The sequence below is a fragment of the Kitasatospora sp. NPDC001527 genome, from assembly GCF_040298605.1.
GTDB lineage: Bacteria > Actinomycetota > Actinomycetes > Streptomycetales > Streptomycetaceae > Kitasatospora.
In genome coordinates this window covers 26,643-44,022 of sequence record NZ_JBEPAM010000042.1, presented here as the reverse complement: position 1 = coordinate 44,022, position 17,380 = coordinate 26,643, and the positions used below count along the sequence as shown (strand labels likewise).

The 17,380-nt window shown below is 74.3% G+C and carries 11 protein-coding genes, 2 tRNA genes and 1 pseudogene; 5 read left to right on the top strand and 9 right to left on the bottom strand.

Translation table 11 applies throughout. The features are described from left to right. Positions 1-77 precede the first annotated feature (77 nt). The 3 genes from ABT238_RS29550 to ABT238_RS29540 all read right to left on the bottom strand — a co-directional run bounded on the left by ABT238_RS29550 (position 78) and on the right by ABT238_RS29540 (position 4,273). Positions 78-1,226, bottom strand: coding sequence for an EamA family transporter (locus ABT238_RS29550; protein ID WP_350571477.1), 1,149 nt, complete (start codon positions 1,224-1,226; stop codon positions 78-80). Between the two features lie 182 nt (positions 1,227-1,408). Continuing rightward, positions 1,409-3,832 (bottom strand): transglycosylase domain-containing protein, encoded by a 2,424-nt coding sequence (locus ABT238_RS29545; protein ID WP_350800213.1) that lies wholly within the window; start codon positions 3,830-3,832, stop codon positions 1,409-1,411. A gap of 367 nt (positions 3,833-4,199) precedes the next feature. Then, a tRNA-Lys gene (locus ABT238_RS29540) sits at positions 4,200-4,273 on the bottom strand. Between the two features lie 124 nt (positions 4,274-4,397). Between ABT238_RS29540 and ABT238_RS29535 the strand changes: the two genes are divergently transcribed. Together ABT238_RS29535 and ABT238_RS29530 are read left to right on the top strand one after the other, a co-directional pair. After that, positions 4,398-5,300 (top strand): DUF998 domain-containing protein, encoded by a 903-nt coding sequence (locus ABT238_RS29535; RefSeq protein ID WP_350800199.1) that lies wholly within the window; start codon positions 4,398-4,400, stop codon positions 5,298-5,300. Then, complete coding sequence (locus ABT238_RS29530; protein ID WP_350800193.1) at positions 5,297-6,190, top strand: alpha/beta fold hydrolase; 894 nt, start codon at positions 5,297-5,299, stop codon at positions 6,188-6,190. The genes ABT238_RS29535 and ABT238_RS29530 overlap by 4 nt, the downstream gene beginning before the upstream one ends. A gap of 78 nt (positions 6,191-6,268) precedes the next feature. Here the strand turns inward: ABT238_RS29530 and ABT238_RS29525 are convergent. From ABT238_RS29525 to ABT238_RS29505, 5 genes are all read right to left on the bottom strand, one after another. Then, a tRNA-Lys gene (locus ABT238_RS29525) sits at positions 6,269-6,342 on the bottom strand. Between the two features lie 87 nt (positions 6,343-6,429). Then, positions 6,430-7,188 carry a bestrophin-like domain gene (locus tag ABT238_RS29520; protein WP_350571471.1) on the bottom strand — a complete coding sequence of 253 codons (759 nt, stop codon included), beginning with the start codon at positions 7,186-7,188 and terminating at the stop codon, positions 6,430-6,432. Positions 7,189-7,267: 79 nt separating this feature from the next. Next, entirely contained in the window at positions 7,268-9,367 is a 2,100-nt protein-coding gene (locus tag ABT238_RS29515; protein ID WP_350800177.1) for a dipeptide ABC transporter ATP-binding protein, read from the bottom strand. Continuing rightward, entirely contained in the window at positions 9,364-10,359 is a 996-nt protein-coding gene (locus ABT238_RS29510) for an ABC transporter permease (RefSeq protein ID WP_502884389.1), read from the bottom strand. Before ABT238_RS29510 ends, ABT238_RS29515 begins: the two co-directional genes overlap by 4 nt. A 16-nt stretch (positions 10,360-10,375) precedes the next feature. Then, positions 10,376-11,359 carry an ABC transporter permease gene (locus tag ABT238_RS29505; protein ID WP_350800167.1) on the bottom strand — a complete coding sequence of 328 codons (984 nt, stop codon included), beginning with the start codon at positions 11,357-11,359 and terminating at the stop codon, positions 10,376-10,378. Positions 11,360-11,745: 386 nt separating this feature from the next. On the opposite strand from ABT238_RS29505, the gene ABT238_RS29500 reads away from it, so the two are divergent. Together ABT238_RS29500 and ABT238_RS29495 are read left to right on the top strand one after the other, a co-directional pair. Beyond that, the gene (locus ABT238_RS29500; protein ID WP_350571468.1) at positions 11,746-13,452 is read left to right on the top strand and encodes an ABC transporter family substrate-binding protein; all 1,707 of its coding nucleotides are present in this window, start codon (positions 11,746-11,748) and stop codon (positions 13,450-13,452) included. A gap of 422 nt (positions 13,453-13,874) precedes the next feature. After that, the gene (locus tag ABT238_RS29495; protein ID WP_350571466.1) at positions 13,875-15,083 is read left to right on the top strand and encodes a low temperature requirement protein A; all 1,209 of its coding nucleotides are present in this window, start codon (positions 13,875-13,877) and stop codon (positions 15,081-15,083) included. A 371-nt stretch (positions 15,084-15,454) separates the two neighbouring features. On the opposite strand, the pseudogene ABT238_RS29490 reads toward ABT238_RS29495, so the two are convergent. Further along, a pseudogene (locus ABT238_RS29490) lies at positions 15,455-16,261 on the bottom strand (LysR family transcriptional regulator); the annotation flags it as partial. Between the two features lie 280 nt (positions 16,262-16,541). Here ABT238_RS29490 and snpA point away from each other — a divergent pair. Further along, positions 16,542-17,189, top strand: coding sequence for a snapalysin (snpA, locus tag ABT238_RS29485; RefSeq protein ID WP_350571465.1), 648 nt, complete (start codon positions 16,542-16,544; stop codon positions 17,187-17,189). Positions 17,190-17,380 lie beyond the last annotated feature (191 nt).

Genomic DNA, 17,380 nt, shown 5'->3' with positions numbered 1-17,380 from the left:
CCCGGCGCTGCTCCCGGGTTCCGGGCGCCGTTCCCAGCGCGGTTACTGCTGCCGTACTGCCGCCGTTCCTGGCGCCGTTACTGCCGCCGCCCCTGCTCCCGGCCCCGGTGGGCCTCGGCGCCGCCGGCCCGGGCGGGTCGCTTGCCGAGCGCCGTCGCCCCGGCCGGCACCGCCACCGGACGCGGGCCCTCGGCCTCCGCCTGCACGCCCACCGCCTCCGCCTGCACGCCCACTGCCTCCGGCGGCAGGCCCGCCGCCTGCACGCTCACCGCCGGGGCCGGTCCGGACGCCGCCGCCCCGGTGGGCTTGCTCGCCTGGGCGGCGAACGCCCCGGCCAGCACCAGCAGGCCGCCGGCCGTCTGCGGCACGCCGAGGTGCTCGCCCAGCAGCACCCAGGCCAGCGCGGTGGCCACGACGGCCTCCAGGTTGGCCACCACTCCGGCGACCGGCGGCGACAGGTGCTGGACGGCGACGACGCCGGTCAGATAGGCGAGCACGGTCGCGACCAGGACCATCCAGGCCGCCGGGAGCAGCGCGGGCAGGGAGTGCCCGTTCATCACCACGTCCCCGCCGAGCTTGCCCCAGTCCGCCTCCCACGGGCGGGTCAGCGCGGTGAGCACGACCGAGCCGATCAGCAGGCCGTACGCGCTGACGGCGACCGGGTCGATCGGGCGCTCGCCCCGGCGGCCGGCGTCGGCGAGCACGAAGTATCCGACCTGGCAGCAGGCCGCCCCCAGGGCGAACAGCACGCCGAGGGCGTCGAAGCTCAGCCCGTTCCAGACCTCGACCACGCAGGCGAGGCCGGCGACCGCGACGCCCGCGCCGATCGCCGCGCCCCGGCTGATCGGCCGGCGCTGGACGAACCGTACGTAGCCGAGGAGCAGCGGCGGGCCGAGGTACTCGATCAGCAGGGCGACGCCGACCGGTATCCGGGAGATCGCCGCGAAGTAGCAGGCCTGGACGCCGGCTACGGCGAGCAGGCCGAAGCCGATCAGCAGACCCGGGCGTTGCCGGACGGCCGCGCGGTGGCGGTAGGCCAGCGGCAGCAGGACGACGGCGGCGCCGGTGACCCGGAGCCAGACCACGTGGACGGGGGAGAGCCCTGCCTCGATCAGCGGTTTGGCCGCGGTGCCGGAGCCACCGAAGGCGAACGCGGAGACCAGGGCGAGGGTGAGACCGAGGGTCCGGCCGGAGAAACGGCCGGTCAGGGGCTTGGAGCTGTACACCGACGAATTGTGACAGCCGGACCGGAGATTGGTAAGGGGTCATTCCATCATTTGGTCCTGCACGGTCCCGTGCGGGCGCTCACCCGTGCGCGGGACCGCCTGCTCACTCGTGCGCGGGACCGCCCGCCCACCCGTGCGCGGGACCGAACCGACCGCCCGCCTGCCCGATCGCCGCGTGCTCGCTATCCGCCGGATCCGGTCCCGGCCCCGGTGCCCGCGTCCGTCCCGCTGCCGCCGGACCCGGAGCCCGACCCCGACCCCGAGCCACCGGTTCCCCCGGTCGGCTGCGGCGGCGTGGTCGGCCCGGTGGTGGGAGCGGTGGTCGGCTGCGGCGGCCTGGTCGGCTTGGTGCTCGGCTGCGGTGTCGACGGCTGGGTCGGCGCGGTGCCCGACCCGCCGGACCCGGACCCGGACCCGGACCCGGACCCGCCCGAACCGGAGCCGCCCGACCCGGAACCGCCGGACCCCGAGCCCGACCCGCCCGCGCCGCCCGGGGGCTGCGGGGCGGTGGTCGGCCCGGACGAGGGCGCCGTGGACGGCGCCGAGCCCGTGTCGCCGGAAGAGCCGGAACCGCCCTGGCCGCCCTGGGAGGACGGCCCGCCGGACGGCGTCGCCGACCCGTCGGGGGTGCTCGACGGCGTGTTCGAGGGACCGGAGGAGGCACCGGAGCCCGAGGAGCCCGAGGAGCCCGAGCCGCTGCGCGCGGAGTCGTCCGCACCCGAGGGAGCGGGGAAGTCGGCGACCGGCTGGCCCTTCAGGGCGGCCTTCATGTACGTGGTCCAGATCTTCGCGGGGTACTGGCCGCCCGCCGCGCCGTCGATCCCGCCGGTGCCGCTCAGGCTGACCTGCGCGCCGGTGGCCGGGTCCTGACCGAACAGCGCGACCGAGGTGACCAGCTCCGGGGTGTACCCGACGAACCAGACCGACTTCTGGTCGTCCGTCGTACCGGTCTTGCCCGCCGCCGGCCGGCCCAGCTCCTTCGCGCGCCAGCCGGTGCCGCCCTGGTTGCTCACCACGCCCTGGAGCATCGAGGTGACCTCGCGCGCGGTCTGCTCGCTGATCGCCTGGGTGGTCTTGTGCGCGGGCAGCTCGACCGGCTCGCCCTCGCGGTCGACCGACTGCACCAGCCACGGGGTGATCTGCTTGCCGCCGTTGTCCAGCGTGGCGTACACGCCCGCCAGGTCGAGCACGCTCGGGGTGGCGGTGCCCAGCGGGATCGACGGCACCGGGTCCAGCCCGGGGGTGTTGCTGGGCAGGCCGAGCGCGATCGCGGTCTCCCGCACCTTGGCCAGCCCGGTGTCCTGGGCGAGCTGGGCGAAGGCCGAGTTCACCGACCAGTCGGTGGCCTGCTGCAGGGTGATCTGGCCGTAGCTCTTGTCGCCCTCGTTCGGCGGCGCGTACGGGGTGCCCTTCCCGCCGCGGACCTTGCGGCCGCTGGTGCCGTCGTAGACGGTGCGCGGGGTGATGGTCTGGCCGGACTGGGTCTTGGCGTCGTTCTCCAGCGCCGCGGCCAGCGCGATCGCCTTGAAGGTCGAGCCCGCCTGGTAGTCCCGCCGGGTCGCGTTGTCGACGTAGTGCTTGGTGTAGTCGACGCCGCCGTACAGGGCGACCACGGCACCGGTCTTCGGGTCCACGGAGACGGCGCCGGGCTGGGCGGCGGCGTCCTTCTTCCGCTTCTCCGGGTTGAGGGTGTCGTGCAGCTGGGCCTGGACGGCGCCTTCGAGGGCCTGCTGGCGGGCCGGGTCGACGGTCAGCCTGATCGTGTAGCCGCCCTTGGCCAGCTCCGACTCGCTGATGATCTGGTTGGTGGTGAGGTACTCGGTCGCGGCGTTGACCAGGTAGCCGGCCTGACCGGAGAGCCCGAGCTGCGCCTGGGGGCCCCTGACCTCGGGGAACGTGGTGGCGGCCCGCTCCTCGGCGGAGAGCCAGCCCTCCTTCACCATGCCGTCGAGCACGTAGTTCCAGCGGTTGACGGCGTTCTGCTTGCCCGCCGGGGTCGCGGTGGCGACGTCGTAGGCGCTCGGGGCGTTCAGCAGCGCGGCCAGGTAGGCGCCCTGGGCGGCGTTGAGCTCGGAGGCGTCGACGCCGAAGTACTGCTGCGCGGCGGCCTGGATGCCGTACGCGCCGCGCCCGTAGTAGGAGGTGTTGAGGTAGCTGGCGAGGATCTCGTCCTTGCTCTCGGTGGCGTCCACCTTGATCGCGATGAAGAGTTCCTTCACCTTGCGGCTGATCGACTGCTTCTGGCTCAGGTACGTGTTCTTCACGTACTGCTGGGTGATCGTGGAGCCGCCCTGGGTGCCCTCGCCCTTGGCGGTGTTGACGGCGGCGCGGACCAGACCGGGTATGTTGACGGCGCCCTCGTTGTAGAAGTTGCGGTCCTCGGCGGCCAGTGTGGCGTGCTGCGCGGCGGGGGAGACCTTGTCCAGTGCCACGTTCTGCCGGTTGGTCTGGCCGGTCCGGGCGATCACCGAGCCGTCCTGGTAGAGCCAGTTGTTGCTCTGCGCGGTCGCGGCGGCGTGCGCGTCCGGCACCTTCACCAGGGCGATGCCGAGGGCGAAGAGGCCGACCCCGAGCAGCAGCGCGGTCGCGAAGCCGATCAGGGTCATCCGCCAGGTGGGTATCAGTCTGCGCCAGCCGGTGCGCCGGGTCCTGCGGGGCCGACGGGCCTTCGGTCTGCGGGTGCGCTGCGCGCCGCTCAGGGCGATACGGGACAAAGCGGCGGCCTTTCCTGCGGGCGGGCGGCTGAGCGGGCGGCGGGACGCATGGCGGTGCCGTGCCGGCTCGCTCAGACGGGATCGTCGGCGGTCGGGGACCTTTGTCCCTTTTCCGGTTTACAGCCCAGAACGCGCCGAAGGTACCGGTTGGCTCCGCGGCGACGGGAAGCGAGACCGACATCACACACAAATCGGACGTCAATGGGCAGCGAAAAGCCGGGGAGCCCCTCGCTGTGTACGAGAGGCTCCCCGGTGTCGGTGCGCCGCCAGGGACTCGAACCCCGGACCCGCTGATTAAGAGTCAGCTGCTCTAACCAACTGAGCTAGCGGCGCCTGCTGACGGGGAAAACAATACACGCTTCCGGGGGGTGCCTCGAACCGCGCGCGGCGTCACCGGGGCGGAGCTGTCCGTTTCCTCCTGGTTGGGGAGGGGTTTACGGCCGGTTAGGGTGGAATCGTGCCCAGCTCCCACCCCGGTGGCGCCCGTGCGGTCGCCGTCCTGTTGCTGCTCAGCGCGGTCGCGTACACCGCGTGGGTGCTGGAGGTCGTGCTCAGCACCGGGCTCGACCCGGTCCAGGCGTACATCAGCGAGCTGGCCGCCGAGGACCAGCCGCTGGGCGGCCTCTTCCGGGCCACCGACCTGGTCGCCGGCCTCGCGGTGCTGGCGGCCGCCGTCCTCGCCCTGACCACGTTCCACGGCCCGGCCCGCGTCCGTGCCCGCCTCGGAGCCTCCGCCCGCCGCGGAGCCGGCGCCGGAGCCTCCGCCCGCCTCGGAGTCCGCGCCGGAGCCCGCGCCCGCTTCGGCCACGGCGGCCGGAGCCGCTGGGCGGTGGCCGGATGGGCCGCCCTCGCGCTGTTCGGCGCGGCCACCGCCGCCGACTCCCGGCTGCCGCTGAGCTGCGCGCCCACCAGTGACGAGATGTGCGCCGCCCGCGAGACCGCCGGCCTCGTCCCCGCCACCCACACCGCCCACGCCGTGACCAGCAGCCTGGCCATGCTCGGGGCGCTCGGCGGGCTGATCGCGCTCACCGTCGCCGCCCGGCGCCACGGCTGGTGGTCGCCGGTGCGCCGGTACGGGCCGTGGCTGCTGGGCGCCGAACTGCTCGCCACCGGGTGGAGCCTGGGCGCGATCGCCGCCTTCGAGGCGGGCCGCGGCACCTGGGCGCTGGGGGCCGGTCAGCGCCTCCAGGTCCTGCTCGTCGCGCTCTGGCTGGCGCTGCTCGCGGCCGCCCTGCGCCCCGGCGCCACCGCCGGGGAGATCCGCCCCGCCGCCCCTTCGTCCGCCACCGTCCCCGCGCCCACCGTCCCCACGCCCGCCGCCGCCGAGGCCCGGCGGGCCGAGCGGCGGGACCCGGTATGACCGGTGCCCGCCCCGCCCTCCCGTCCGGCGCCGGCCGGGCCGTCTTCCTGCGGATCGACGGCACCCCGCTGCACGTCCGCGCCGAGGGCCGGGGCCCGGCCTGCCTGCTCACCGGGGGACTCGGCAGCAGCTGGTTCGACTGGGACCTCGTCGTCCCCTTCCTCACCCCGTACCGCACCGTGGTCCGCTTCGACCGCCCCGGCTACGGTCTGAGCGCGCCCGAGCCGGCCGACCGGCCGCCGCCGACCGCCGCCGGCGAGGCGCACCGGATCCGGGCCGTGCTGGACGCGCTCGGCCTGCCCGGTCCGTGCACGGTGGCCGGGCACTCGCTCGCCGCCTTCCACGTCGAGGCCTTCGCCCGGCTGTACCCGGCGCGCACGGCCGGTCTGGTCCTGCTGGACGGCAGCGTGGAGGCCGATCCGCGCCCGCTCCCGGCCCCGGGCCTGCGCGATCTCGCGGCGCGCGCCGCCGCCGGGGCGGCCACCGCCGTCGCCGTGCCCTACCTGCTCGGTCCCACCGCGCGCCGGCTGGCCGCGCGGGCCACCACGGTACGGCGCGAGGACCTCGCCCCCGCGCCGCTGGTCCGGCACTGCTACCGCACCGGGCGCTCCCTGCGGGCGCTGCTCCGGGAGAACGCCCGCTACCTGGACGCGGCCGCCGAACTGGCCGGACTGCGCCGCACCGCCCCGCTGCCCGCGGGCCTTCCGGTCACCGTGCTCGCCGCCGACGACGGCCTGCGCGGGCGCCGGACCGAGCAGTGGCTGGCCGCCCAGCGCGACCTGGCCGCGCTGCTCGGCGCCGAGTACCGCCGTACGGCCCCGGCGGGGCACCTGCTGATGTTCGACCGCCCGGACGCGGTGGCCTCGGCGGTCCTGGACACGGTCCGCTGAGGGCCGAAGACGCTCCGCCCCGGTCGCGGGGAACGCCGAAGGCCCCCTCGCTGCTGCGAGGGGGCCTTCGGCCGTCGGTGCGCCGCCAGGGACTCGAACCCCGGACCCGCTGATTAAGAGTCAGCTGCTCTAACCAACTGAGCTAGCGGCGCCTGCTGACCTGGAAGACATTACACGCAGTCGGACCGTTCCGCCGAATCGCCACCGATCGGCTACCGAGGGTGACGGACGGGTCGATCTCAGCGGCTCGCCGGGAGCCGGTTCAGGAAGACCTGGAAGGCATCGGGCCGGACGGCGTTCACGCCGTCGAAGGGGTAGTTCATCTCCTTGATCACGATCAGCACCACGCAGATCATCGCGGTCATGGTCAGCGCCATCGTGAGGTGCAGCCGGACGCTGGAGGTGCCGAACGCGAAGGCGAAGCCGACGGTCAGCACCGCGCCGGCGATCAGCGGGATCCAGAGCAGTGGCGGCACCGCGTCCTGGACCTGGTTGAGCCGGCCGCGGCGTTCGGTGGCCAGGCCCTCGACGTGCTGGAGCGCGTTCTGGAACTGCGCCTGCTGGCGGAAGTCGAGGGGCTGCAGGGCATTGGTGGTGTCACGGATCCGGTACACCAGTTCGGTCATGTTCGGGTCGGTGCGGTGATCGGCCATCAGGTGCCACTCGTCGTCGACGACGGTGTGCGCGTACTGGAGGGTGAGATTGGTCAGCTCGATCCCCGCGGGGCTGTCGAACTGACGGGACGTCCAGTAGAGGCCGGCCAGCTGGTCGGCCTCCCGGAACGTGGTGGCCCGGGCGGCGTCGGCGGCCTCCCAGACGACGATCACCACGAAGGCGAGCAGGACGGCGTAGAGGACGCCGACCATGGCGAAGATGGCCGCCGTCACATCGTTGTGCGGCTTTCGGTCCTCGGCGGACACGAAGCGGGGCAGCAGCAGGAGCAGCACGGTGACGATGGCCATCGAGCCGAACAGGATCGTCAGGTTGGACCAGGTCATAGCAGCAGTTGTCGCACGGCCGCCGGGGGCCTGCCAGGCAGGTGTCCGCCGTTCGGAGGCGCCCGGCCGGGCGGTTCCCTCACCCCTCGGGGAAGTGGCAGGCGGCCTGGTGGTCCGTGCCCGCCGGGCCGGCCGCCGTGAGCGGTGGCGCCTCGTCCGCGCAGCGCCCGCGCGCCGCCGCGTCGAGCCCCGGGTGGACCGGACAGCGGGCCCGGAACGGGCAGCCGGCGTGCCGGACGGTGGGGGAGGGCGGGTCGCCGGCCAGCAGGACGCGGGTGCGGGCGCGTTCGGCGGCCGGGTCCGGCCGCGGGACGGCGGAGAGCAGGGCGCGGGTGTAGGGGTGCCGGGGGCGGTCGAAGACGGCGGACACCTCGCCCTGCTCGACCGTCCGCCCCAGGTACATGACGCTGACCCGGTCGGCGAGGTGCCGGATCACCGAGAGGTCGTGCGAGACGAAGAGATAGGAGAGGCCCAGCTCCGCCTTGAGCGACTGGAGCAGGTTGAGCACCCCGGCCTGGATCGAGACGTCCAGCGCGGAGACCGGCTCGTCGAGCACCAGCAGCCGGGGGCGGACGGCCAGCGCGCGGGCGATCGAGATCCGCTGCCGCTGCCCGCCGGAGAACTGGTGCGGGTAGCGCACCGCGTGCGCCGGGTCGAGGCCCACCTGGCGCAGCAGCGCGGGGACCCGGCGGGCGATCTCGTCCTTCGCGGCGCGCTGGGCGCGCAGCGGTTCGGCGACGATGTCGCCGACCGGCATCCGGGGGTCGAGGCTGGCCATCGGATCCTGGAAGACGATCTGCAGGTCCGACCGCATCCGGTGGGCCTCGGCGCGGGAGAGTCCGGCGGTGTCCCGGCCGAGCAGCTCGATCCGGCCGGACTCGGGGGCGGCGAGGCGCAGCAGTTCGAACAGGGTGGTGGACTTGCCGGAGCCGGATTCGCCGACCAGGCCGAGCGTCTCGCCCTCCCGGATCGACAGCTCCACGCCGTCCACGGCGTGGACCGAGCCGATCCGGCGCTTGAGGACGGTGCCCTTGAGCAGCGGGAAGGTCTTGGTGAGCCCGTGGACCTCCAGGACCGGCGGGCGCCGCTCCCGGGGCACCGGCGGGCCGGCCGGCGCCGGGAGCTCGGGCACCGGGTACACCTCGCCGGGCGCCGGCCGCCGTTCGGCGAGCTCGCCGGCCCGGACGCAGGCGGCCAGGTGGCCGGCGGCGCCGGCCAGCGGCGGTTCCGCCGTGCGGCAGCGGTCCTCCGCCAGCGGGCAGCGGGCGGCGAACGGGCAGCCGTCCGGCAGCCCGGCCATCGGCGCGGGCGTGCCGGGGATCGGGACCAGCGGTCCGCGCCGCCCGTCCAGCCGGGGGACGGCGCCGATCAGGCCGAGCGTGTACGGGTGGCGCGGCGCGGCGAACAGTTCGTCGACGCTCGCCGTCTCGACGACCCGCCCCGCGTACATCACGGCGACCCGGTCGGCCATCCCGGCGATCACCCCGAGGTCGTGGCTGACCAGGACGAGCGCGGCTCCGGTCTCCCGGCGGGCGGTGCGCAGCACGTCGAGCACCTGCGCCTGGATGGTGACGTCGAGGGCGGTGGTGGGTTCGTCGGCGAGCAGCACGTCGGGGTCGTTGGCGACGGCCATGGCGATCATGGCGCGCTGGCGCATGCCGCCGGAGAACTCGTGCGGGAAGCTGTCCAGGGCGCGACCGGGGGCCGGGATGCCGACCAGGTCGAGCAGTTCGGCGGCGCGCCGGCGGGCGGCGGTCCGGTCCAGGCCGGGGCGGTGGATGCGCAGTGCCTCGACGAGCTGGTCGCCGATCCGGTGGACGGGGGTGAAGGCGGAGAGCGGGTCCTGGAAGACCATGGCGATCCGCCGGCCGCGCACGGCGGCCAGTTCGCGCCCGGGCAGGCCGACCAGTTCGCGGCCGTCCAGCCGGACCGAGCCGCGCACGCGGGCGGTGCCGGGCAGCAGGCCGAGGACGGCCAGCGCGGTGACGGACTTGCCGGAGCCGGACTCGCCGACGATGCCGAGGGTCTCGCCCCGGCGCAGGGCGAGGTCGACGCCGCGCACGGCGGGGACGGGGGCGGCGCCGCGCGGGCCGGTGAAGTCGACCCGCAGGTCGCGCACGTCCAGCAGCGGGGTGCCGGCGGCGGTGGTCGCGGTGCCGGCCGCGGCGGTGCTGGTCACGCGCGGGTCCTCTTCCTCGGGGCGTGGTCGGGGGCGCCGTCACGGGTGCGGGCGGGGAAACGGGTGCGGGCGCGGCGGGGCCGGCGGGCGGCCTCGGCCGTGGGGTCGAGGGCGTCGCGCAGCCCGTCGCCGATCAGGTTGACGGCCAGCACGAAGAGCACCAGCAGCCCGGCGGCGAAGTAGAACAGCCAGGGGAAGACCGGGGCCTCGCTGGTGCCGGCGGCGAGCAGGGTGCCGAGCGAGACGTCCGGTGCCCTGACGCCGAAGCCGAAGTAGGAGAGCGCGGTCTCGCTCATCACGGCGCCGCCGACCGCGATGGTGGCGTCGATGATGAGGAAGGAGGCGACGTTCGGCAGCACGTGCCGGGTGATGACGCGCAGCGGGTGGACGCCCATGAACCGCGCGGCGCGGACGAACTCCCGCTCGCGCAGCGAGACCGTCATCGAGCGGACCACCCGGGCGGTGATCATCCAGTTGAACAGGGCGAGCAGGAGCACGAAGGCGAGCCAGCCCGCGCCCTTCAGCCGGGGCGAGACGATGGTGATGACCAGGAAGCCGGGGAAGACCAGCATGAGGTCGACCAGGAACATCAGCAGCCGGTCCGTCCAGCCGCCGAAGTAGCCGGCGCAGGCGCCCACCAGGGAGGCCAGCACGGTCGAGAACAGCGCCACCAGCAGGCCGATGACCAGCGACTTCTGCAGGCCGCGGAGGGTCTGCGCGAAGACGTCCTGGCCGATCCCGTTGGTGCCGAACCAGTGGGTGGTGGAGGGCGGTTGGCGCAGCGCGCCGTAGTCGGGGGTGGCGTAGTCCCAGGGGATCAGGTGCGGGCCGGCGAAGGCCAGCAGGAACAGCAGCAGGACGACGGCGGCGCCGAACACCGCCTGGCGGGCGGCGAGCAGGCGGGCGAGGACGATCCGGCCCCGCCCGGTCGGGCCGGGTGCGGCCGGGCCGGGGGAGACGGGCTCGGCGGGGCCGGTGATCGCGGCGGTCACGGGGTTCCTCCTCGGGTCAGGACCGCACGCGCGGATCGAGCGCGGCGTGCAGGGTGTCGGCGAGGAAGCCGGAGGCGAGCACCACGACCGCCGCGAACAGGTTGACCGCGACGACCGCGTTGACGTCCTGCTCGTTGACGGACTGGATGAACCACTCGCCCATGCCGTGCCAGCCGAAGATGGTCTCGGTGAAGGCGGCACCGGTGAAGATGCCGAGGAAGCTGTAGGCGAACATCGTCGACATCGGGATGACCGCCGTCCGCAGCCCGTGCCTGACCAGTGCCCGGCCCCGGGTGAGGCCCTTCGCCTCGGCGGTGCGCAGGTAGTCGGAGCCGAGCACGTCGAGCATGGTGCCGCGCTGGTAGCGGCTGTAGGTGGCGAGGCCGCCGAGCGCCAGCGAGAGGGTGGGCAGCAGCAGGTGCAGCGCCCAGTCGGCGAGGTGCGCGCCGAGGCCGCCGGTGAGGCCGGGCGTCTCGTACCCGGTGAAGGGGACGACCTCGTGGCCGACGGCGTTCTTGGCGGCGATGGCGCCGTTCTTGAGGAAGAGCGCGACCAGGAAGACCGGGGTGGAGAGCAGGACGAAGGACAGGACGGTCAGCAGCCGGTCGGAGAGCCGGTACTGGCGCACCGCGCTCCACGCCCCGGCGGCGACGCCGAGCACCATGCCGAGCAGGCTGCCGACCAGCAGCAGCCGCAGCGAGACCCAGATCCGGCGGCGGAAGTCGTCCATCACGGGGGTGTCGTGGATGGTGCGGCCGAGGTCGCCGTGCAGCAGCAGGCCGCCGGCCCAGCGGCCGAACCGCTGGACGACCGGGGTGTTGTCGTTCAGGTTGAGGTCGGTGAGCTGGCGCTCGACGGAGGCGGCGGCCGGGCGGGGCACCTTGGCCTCGAAGTAGGCGCGCGGCTGCAGGGCGGCGCCGGCCAGCGCGTACGCCAGGAAGACGGCGGCGACCAGCAGGACGGCGTAGTAGGCGAGCCGCTTGGTCAGGTAGCGGAGCATCAGCGGCCGCCCGGGGTGGGGGCGGGGCCGACGCGTCTGGTGGGCATCGGAGGCGGCCTTCGGGTCGAGGGTGAGGGTCCCGAGGAGAGGACGGGGTCGGGCGGGGGCGGGGCCCGGGGAGCCGGGTCGCGCGGTCACGCGGTCGCGGTTCTTGACCGTGGTCAGGAAAACTCAGCTCAGAGTGTGGCACCGGTGCGCGGCCGCGGTGTTGCGGCCGTGTTGCGCCCGGTTTCGTTTGGACCAGGTGTCAACTCGACCCCTTGGTACTCGCTCTGATCGGCTGTTACGTTCTGTCCCCGGCGCCGACTTGGCTGCCCACGATCAAGCGCCGCCACACCTCGCGGCGCTCGCCTCTCACCGACCGCCGGACATCACGGGGGACCCTCATGGACGCTTCCGCCACACCCGCGCGCCGACTCGGCCGCGCCGCCGCCCTCGCCCTCGCCGTCGCCCTGGCGGCCACCGCGTGCAGTTCGGGCGGCGGCGGTTCGGCGGACCAGGCGGTCAGGAGCGAGGCGCCCGGGCAGGGGTCCATCGACATCAACGCCAAGCCCCTGGACCAGGTCCGCGACGGCGGCGAGGTCCGCTTCCCGCTCTACCAGTGGATCACCCAGTGGAACCCGTTCCAGGTGGACGGCCGCTACGGCGACGCGGTCGAGATCATGCGCACGCTGGAGCCGAGCCTCTTCACCACCGACGAGACCGGCACCTTCAAGCCGGTCGCGGACTACCTGGTGGACGCCAAGGTCACCTCCAGCTCGCCGCAGGTGATCACCTACAAGCTGAACCCCAAGGCCAAGTGGTCGGACGGCAAGCCGTTGGGCTACCTCGACTTCAAGGCCGACTGGGAGGCGACCAACGGGAAGAAGGAGGGCTACAACATCGCCGACTCGGCGGGCTACGAGCTGATCTCCGCCGTCGAGCAGGGCGCCGACCCGTCCGAGGTCAAGGTGACCTTCTCCGAGCCGTACGCCGACTGGCAGAACCTGTTCCGCCCGCTGATCCCGGCGGCCGGGATCGCCACCGCCGAGGACTTCAACAAGGGCTGGGTGGAGCGGATCCCGATCACCGCCGGCCCGCTGAAGGTCGGCACCGCCGACAAGACCGCCCAGACCCTCACACTCGTCCCGGACCCGAACTGGTGGGGCGCCAAGCCGAAGGCGGAGAAGATCACCTTCCGGGTGATGGCGCAGTCGGCGACCACCCAGGCCTTCCTCAACAACGAGATCGACTTCGCCGCGGCCGGCACCGCCACCGCGTACGGGCAGCTCAAGGACGCCAAGGACGCGGTGATCCGTTCCGCCAGCCCGTGGGACGAGGTGCACATCTCCTTCGGCGGCGGCGGTCCGCTGGCCGACGTGAAGGTCCGCCGGGCGCTCGGCAAGGCCCTGGACCGGGGCGCGCTCGTCAAGATCGCCAACAACGGGGTGCCGGTGGAGTTCAAGCCGCTCGGCAATCACATCTTCATGCCCAACCAGAACGGCTACCGGGACAACTCCGGCGAGTGGGCGAAGTTCGACCTGGCCGCGGCCCGGAAGCTGCTGGACGAGGCCGGCTGGAAGGAGGCCGACAGCGGCCGTCCCCGCACCAAGGACGGTCAGCCGCTGACCCTGCACTGGGTGCTCAACGAGTCCACCCCGCAGGCCCAGGTGGACCTCGCCACCGCCGCCCAGGCGATGTGGCTGGCGGCCGGCGTCAAGGTGGAGATCGACAAGGTCGCGGCCAATGACTTCTTCACCAAGTACGTCAACCCCGGCAAGTGGGACATCGCCAGCTGGCGCAACACCGACTCGTTCCCGCTCTCCAGCAGCCTGACCAACTTCCGGCTGCCGCAGGGCGACAACGTCTTCGGCAACTACTCCAAGCTGGGCAGCGAGGAGATCGACGGCCTGCTGAAGAAGGCGGCCGGCACGATCGACCCGGTGGAGGCCGCGAAGCTCTACAACCAGGCGGACGCGAAGATCTGGGAGCTCGGCCACACCTTCGAGCTGTACCAGCGGCCGACCGTGGTCGCGGCCCGCAAGGGGCTCGCCAACTACGGCGCGTTCGGCCTGGCGAGCACGGACTACGCCAAGGTCGGCTGGGAGAAGTAGCCGCGAGGGCGACCCCCGCCGGAGGGGCGACCGTACGGCGGGCGCTGGCGAGCAGCGCGGTGATCACGAGGCCGGTGGCGCGGACACGGGGGGACCGGCACCGCCGCCCCCGCTGTCCCGCCACCCGCCTTGACCTTCCGCGATGCCCGCAGGCCACCCGTGCCGCGGGGACCGTCCCCGGGCCCCGTCCGCTCCGTACCGGGGACGAATCTAGCGGGCGGTCCGGGCCCCGGGGCCGTACGGCACGGGCGCGCCCGGAAACCCGCCGTGCTGTCACCCGGTTCGCGCACCTGGGCGTCAACTGGCGCTGACGAACGGGCTGTCGGGCGCGCCGGGCCGGGCGCCGGTGCGTGCGCGGCGCCCGGCCCGCTGCCAGGATGCGGCGGGTACAGCCCGCCCGTCCGGAGCCCGGAGACCCGTCGATGAGCAGCGATTCCGCCCCCGTGCCGGGCCGGCGCCGGCCCGGTCCGCGCCCCGCCGATCCGCGCCCGGTGCGCCGGATGGTCCCGCGCAGCAGGAACGAGCCGCACCGGGTGGCCACCCCGCTGGAGCTCTTCTTCGACCTCTGCTTCGTGGTCGCCGTCGGCCAGGCCGGACGGGAACTCGCCCACGACCTCGCGGACGGCCACTGGGGCGATGGCCTCACCGGCTACCTCTTCGCCTTCTTCGCCATCTGGTGGGCGTGGATGAACTTCACCTGGTTCGCCTCCGCCTACGACTGCGACGACGTCCCGTACCGGGTGACCACGCTGGTCCAGATCGCCGGTGTGCTGGTCCTCGCGGCCGGGGTGCCGCGGCTCTTCGCCGACCGGGACATCGTGCTGGTGGTGCTCGGCTACGTGGTGATGCGCCTCGCCATGGTCACCCAGTGGCTGCGCGCGGCGGCGGCCGAGGAGGGGGCGGCCCGCGGGGTGGCGGTGCGCTACGCCGTCGGGATCACGCTCTGCCAGATCGGCTGGGGCGTGGTGCTGCTGCTGCCGCACGACGTCCGGACGGTGGTGATCCCGTTCGGGATCCTGGCCGAGCTGGCCGTGCCCGCGATCGCCGAGCTGCGGCTGTCGACCCCCTGGCACCCGCACCACATCGCCGAGCGGTACGGCCTGTTCACGCTGATCGTGCTCGGCGAGACGGTGGCGGCGGCGACCGTGGCGGTGCAGTCCGCGGTGGACGAGCACGAGGGCCTCGGCCGGCTGCTGCCGGTCGCGGCCGGCGGTCTGCTGATCTGTTTCTCGGCCTGGTGGATCTACTTCGCCCGGCCGGTCCACGAGCACCTGCGGTCCAACCGCCAGGGCTTCCTCTGGGGGTACGGCCACTACCTGGTCTTCGGCGCGGCGGCGGCGATCGGCGCCGGACTGGAGGTGGCGGTCGAATCGGCCGTGCACAAGGCGCACGTCTCCGAGACGGCCGCCACCGCGACGGTGACCGTGCCGACCGCGCTCTACCTGCTCACCGTCTGGGGGCTGCACGCCCGGTACGCCAAGACCGGCCCGTTTCAGCTGTCGCTGCTGCCGGCGGCCTCGGTGGCGGTGCTCGCCTGTACGGCGGCGGGCGGCGCCGGTGTCCTCGCGGCGGGCCTGGTGACGGCGGTCACGGTGGCGGCCGGGGTGGCGCTGCACGCCAGGGAGCGCTGAGCGAGGGCCGCCGGACGGTGCTGCGGTGCGCCCTCCCGCGGCTGCCCGTCGCGGGGGTGCTCCTCGTCCCGGCCGTCGGCCCCGTACGGCGGGCCCGTGCCGTTCACCGGCGCTGTCCCGTTGACCGGGGCTGTCCCGTGCGCCGGTGCCGTTCCGTGCGCCGGTGCCGTCCCGTTCGGCCCGCCCCGCGCCGGCTGCCCGTGCGCGCGCGGCGGGTCCGGCGGGGCCGGCCCCAGCAGGCCGCGCAGCACCTCGTCGTGCCCGGCGAGCCAGGCCCGGTACGCCGGGCTGGCCTGGGCGAGGTCCAGGTAGGCCGCCCGCAGCTCCTCGTACAGCGCCTCGCGGGCCGGCGGGCCGAGCGCGCGCGGACGCCAGACCAGCAGCAGCCGCACGGCCAGCGGGTCGCCGTGCAGCCGGCGCGCCACGGTGCCCGGCCCGGGCACGGAGGTCGGCTGGCAGGGGCGGACCGCCTCCCCGGAGGCGACCAGTTCGGCGGCGGTGGCGTTGTCCCGCACCTGGACCACCCGGGGGTTGAGCCCGGCGGCCCGGAACACCCGGCGCATCGCGGCGTACTCGTGGTCGGCGGTCGGGTCCACCATCCAGGTGTCCTCGGCGAGTTCGGCCAGCCGGACGGACGGCCGGGCGGCCGCCGGATGGCCGGCCGCGAGCGCGACGAACTGCGGCTCGCGGGCGAGCAGCACCCGGTGCTCGGCGTCCGGGGGCAGCCGCAGCGGGAAGCCCTCGCTCTCGTGCACGAACGCGACGTCCAGCTGGTCGGCGGCGATCATCCGCAGCAGGGCGTTGGCCGAGATGTCGATCTGGATGGTGGTGTCGGTCTCCGGCAGCCGCTCGTGCAGCCGGCGCAGCCAGGCGGCCACCGCGCGGCTGCCGACGCTGCCGATCCGCAGCCGCCGGGCACGCTCGCCACCGGCCGTCTCCCGGGCCTCCTGACGGGCGGCGGCCACCAGCGCCGCCATCTCGGCGATCACCGGCCTGGCCCGGGACAGCACGGAGTGGCCGAGCGCGGTCGGCCGGCTGCCGGTCTGCTCCCGGGTGAACAGCGTTCCGCCGACGGCCCGTTCGATGCGGTGCAGCTGGGTGGTGAGCGACGGCTGGGTCATGCCGAGCTGCAGCGCTGCCTTGCGGAGGCTTCCGGTGTCGGCGATCGCGCACAGCACCCGCAGGTGTCTCACGTCGAGCTCCACATCGGGGAGCGTAACGGCCGAAACGGGATGACGCCAGGGACATGACAGGCTGTCGGGCCGATGGACGGCTCCGGGGCGGCGCGGGTGCGGGAAGCGCCGGGGCGGCGCGGTGATTGGTCCGGGCTATCGCCGGTTGACATCATCCGCCGGGCCGCCGGCCTGGCCGAAGCTCTGGGGGCAGCACAAGCATTCATCCGATGCCCGCGGCCCGGCCCCCACCGTCCGCGGCGCACTCGCGAATCGGAGCCCCCACATGAACCGTCTGCCGCGCATGCTCTCCGCCGCGCTCGGACTGGCGCTGGCCGCGGGAACGGCCGCGCTGCCGGCCGCCGCCACCGCCGCCCCGGTGGCCGCCCCCGACGCCGGCGCCGCCCGCCACTACACCCCGGGCACCGCCGCGAAGGGCGCGGGCAAGGCCGACGACCGGGCGTTCTTCGAGGCCGTGATGAGGTCCGCGCGGGCCAAGCAGGCCGCCACCCCGTACCTGCTGGCCGTGACCGTGACCTACGACGCGAGCAACGCGCCGTCGTTCGCCTCGGAGATAGCCCGCAGCGCGCAGATCTGGAACGGTTCGGTCGCCAACGTCCGGCTCCAGGAGGGCTCCGACGCCGACTTCGCCTACTACGAGGGCGACGACCCGGCCAACGGCTCCTACGCCAGCACCGACGGCCACGGCCGCGGCTACATCTTCCTCGACTACACCCAGAACCAGGAGTACTCCTCGGTGCGCGTGACCGCGCACGAGACCGGGCACGTGCTGGGCCTGCCCGACCACTACACCGGTCCGTGCAGCGAGCTGATGTCCGGCGGCGGCCCGGGCCCGTCGTGCACCAACGCGTACCCGAACGGCACCGAGCGCAGCCGCGTCAACTCCCTGTGGCGGTACGGCCTGGCCGGCTGATCCGGCCCCCTGACGGTCCGCCTCTCCGGCGGCCCCCGGCGCGCCCCGGCCGGACGACCCCTCCGGCCGGCCGTGCGCACGTCCACCCGCACCACCGCGGCGCCCGCACCCCGCACCACCGCGGCACGGCCTCACCGCCGTACCGCCCCGCCGCCGCATCCCCACCCGGTTCCAACCCCCAACTCCCACCC

What these genes read in the sequence shown, in the direction of transcription:
- ABT238_RS29545 (WP_350800213.1), bottom strand. Translation starts at nt 3,832, where the DNA reads ATGACCCTGATCGGCTTCGCGACCGCGCTGCTGCTCGGGGTCGGCCTC.
- ABT238_RS29530 (WP_350800193.1), top strand. Translation starts at nt 5,297, where the DNA reads ATGACCGGTGCCCGCCCCGCCCTCCCGTCCGGCGCCGGCCGGGCCGTC.
- ABT238_RS29520 (WP_350571471.1), bottom strand. Translation starts at nt 7,188, where the DNA reads ATGACCTGGTCCAACCTGACGATCCTGTTCGGCTCGATGGCCATCGTC.
- ABT238_RS29505 (WP_350800167.1), bottom strand. Translation starts at nt 11,359, where the DNA reads ATGCTCCGCTACCTGACCAAGCGGCTCGCCTACTACGCCGTCCTGCTG.
- ABT238_RS29500 (WP_350571468.1), top strand. Translation starts at nt 11,746, where the DNA reads ATGGACGCTTCCGCCACACCCGCGCGCCGACTCGGCCGCGCCGCCGCC.
- ABT238_RS29495 (WP_350571466.1), top strand. Translation starts at nt 13,875, where the DNA reads ATGAGCAGCGATTCCGCCCCCGTGCCGGGCCGGCGCCGGCCCGGTCCG.
- snpA (WP_350571465.1), top strand. Translation starts at nt 16,542, where the DNA reads ATGAACCGTCTGCCGCGCATGCTCTCCGCCGCGCTCGGACTGGCGCTG.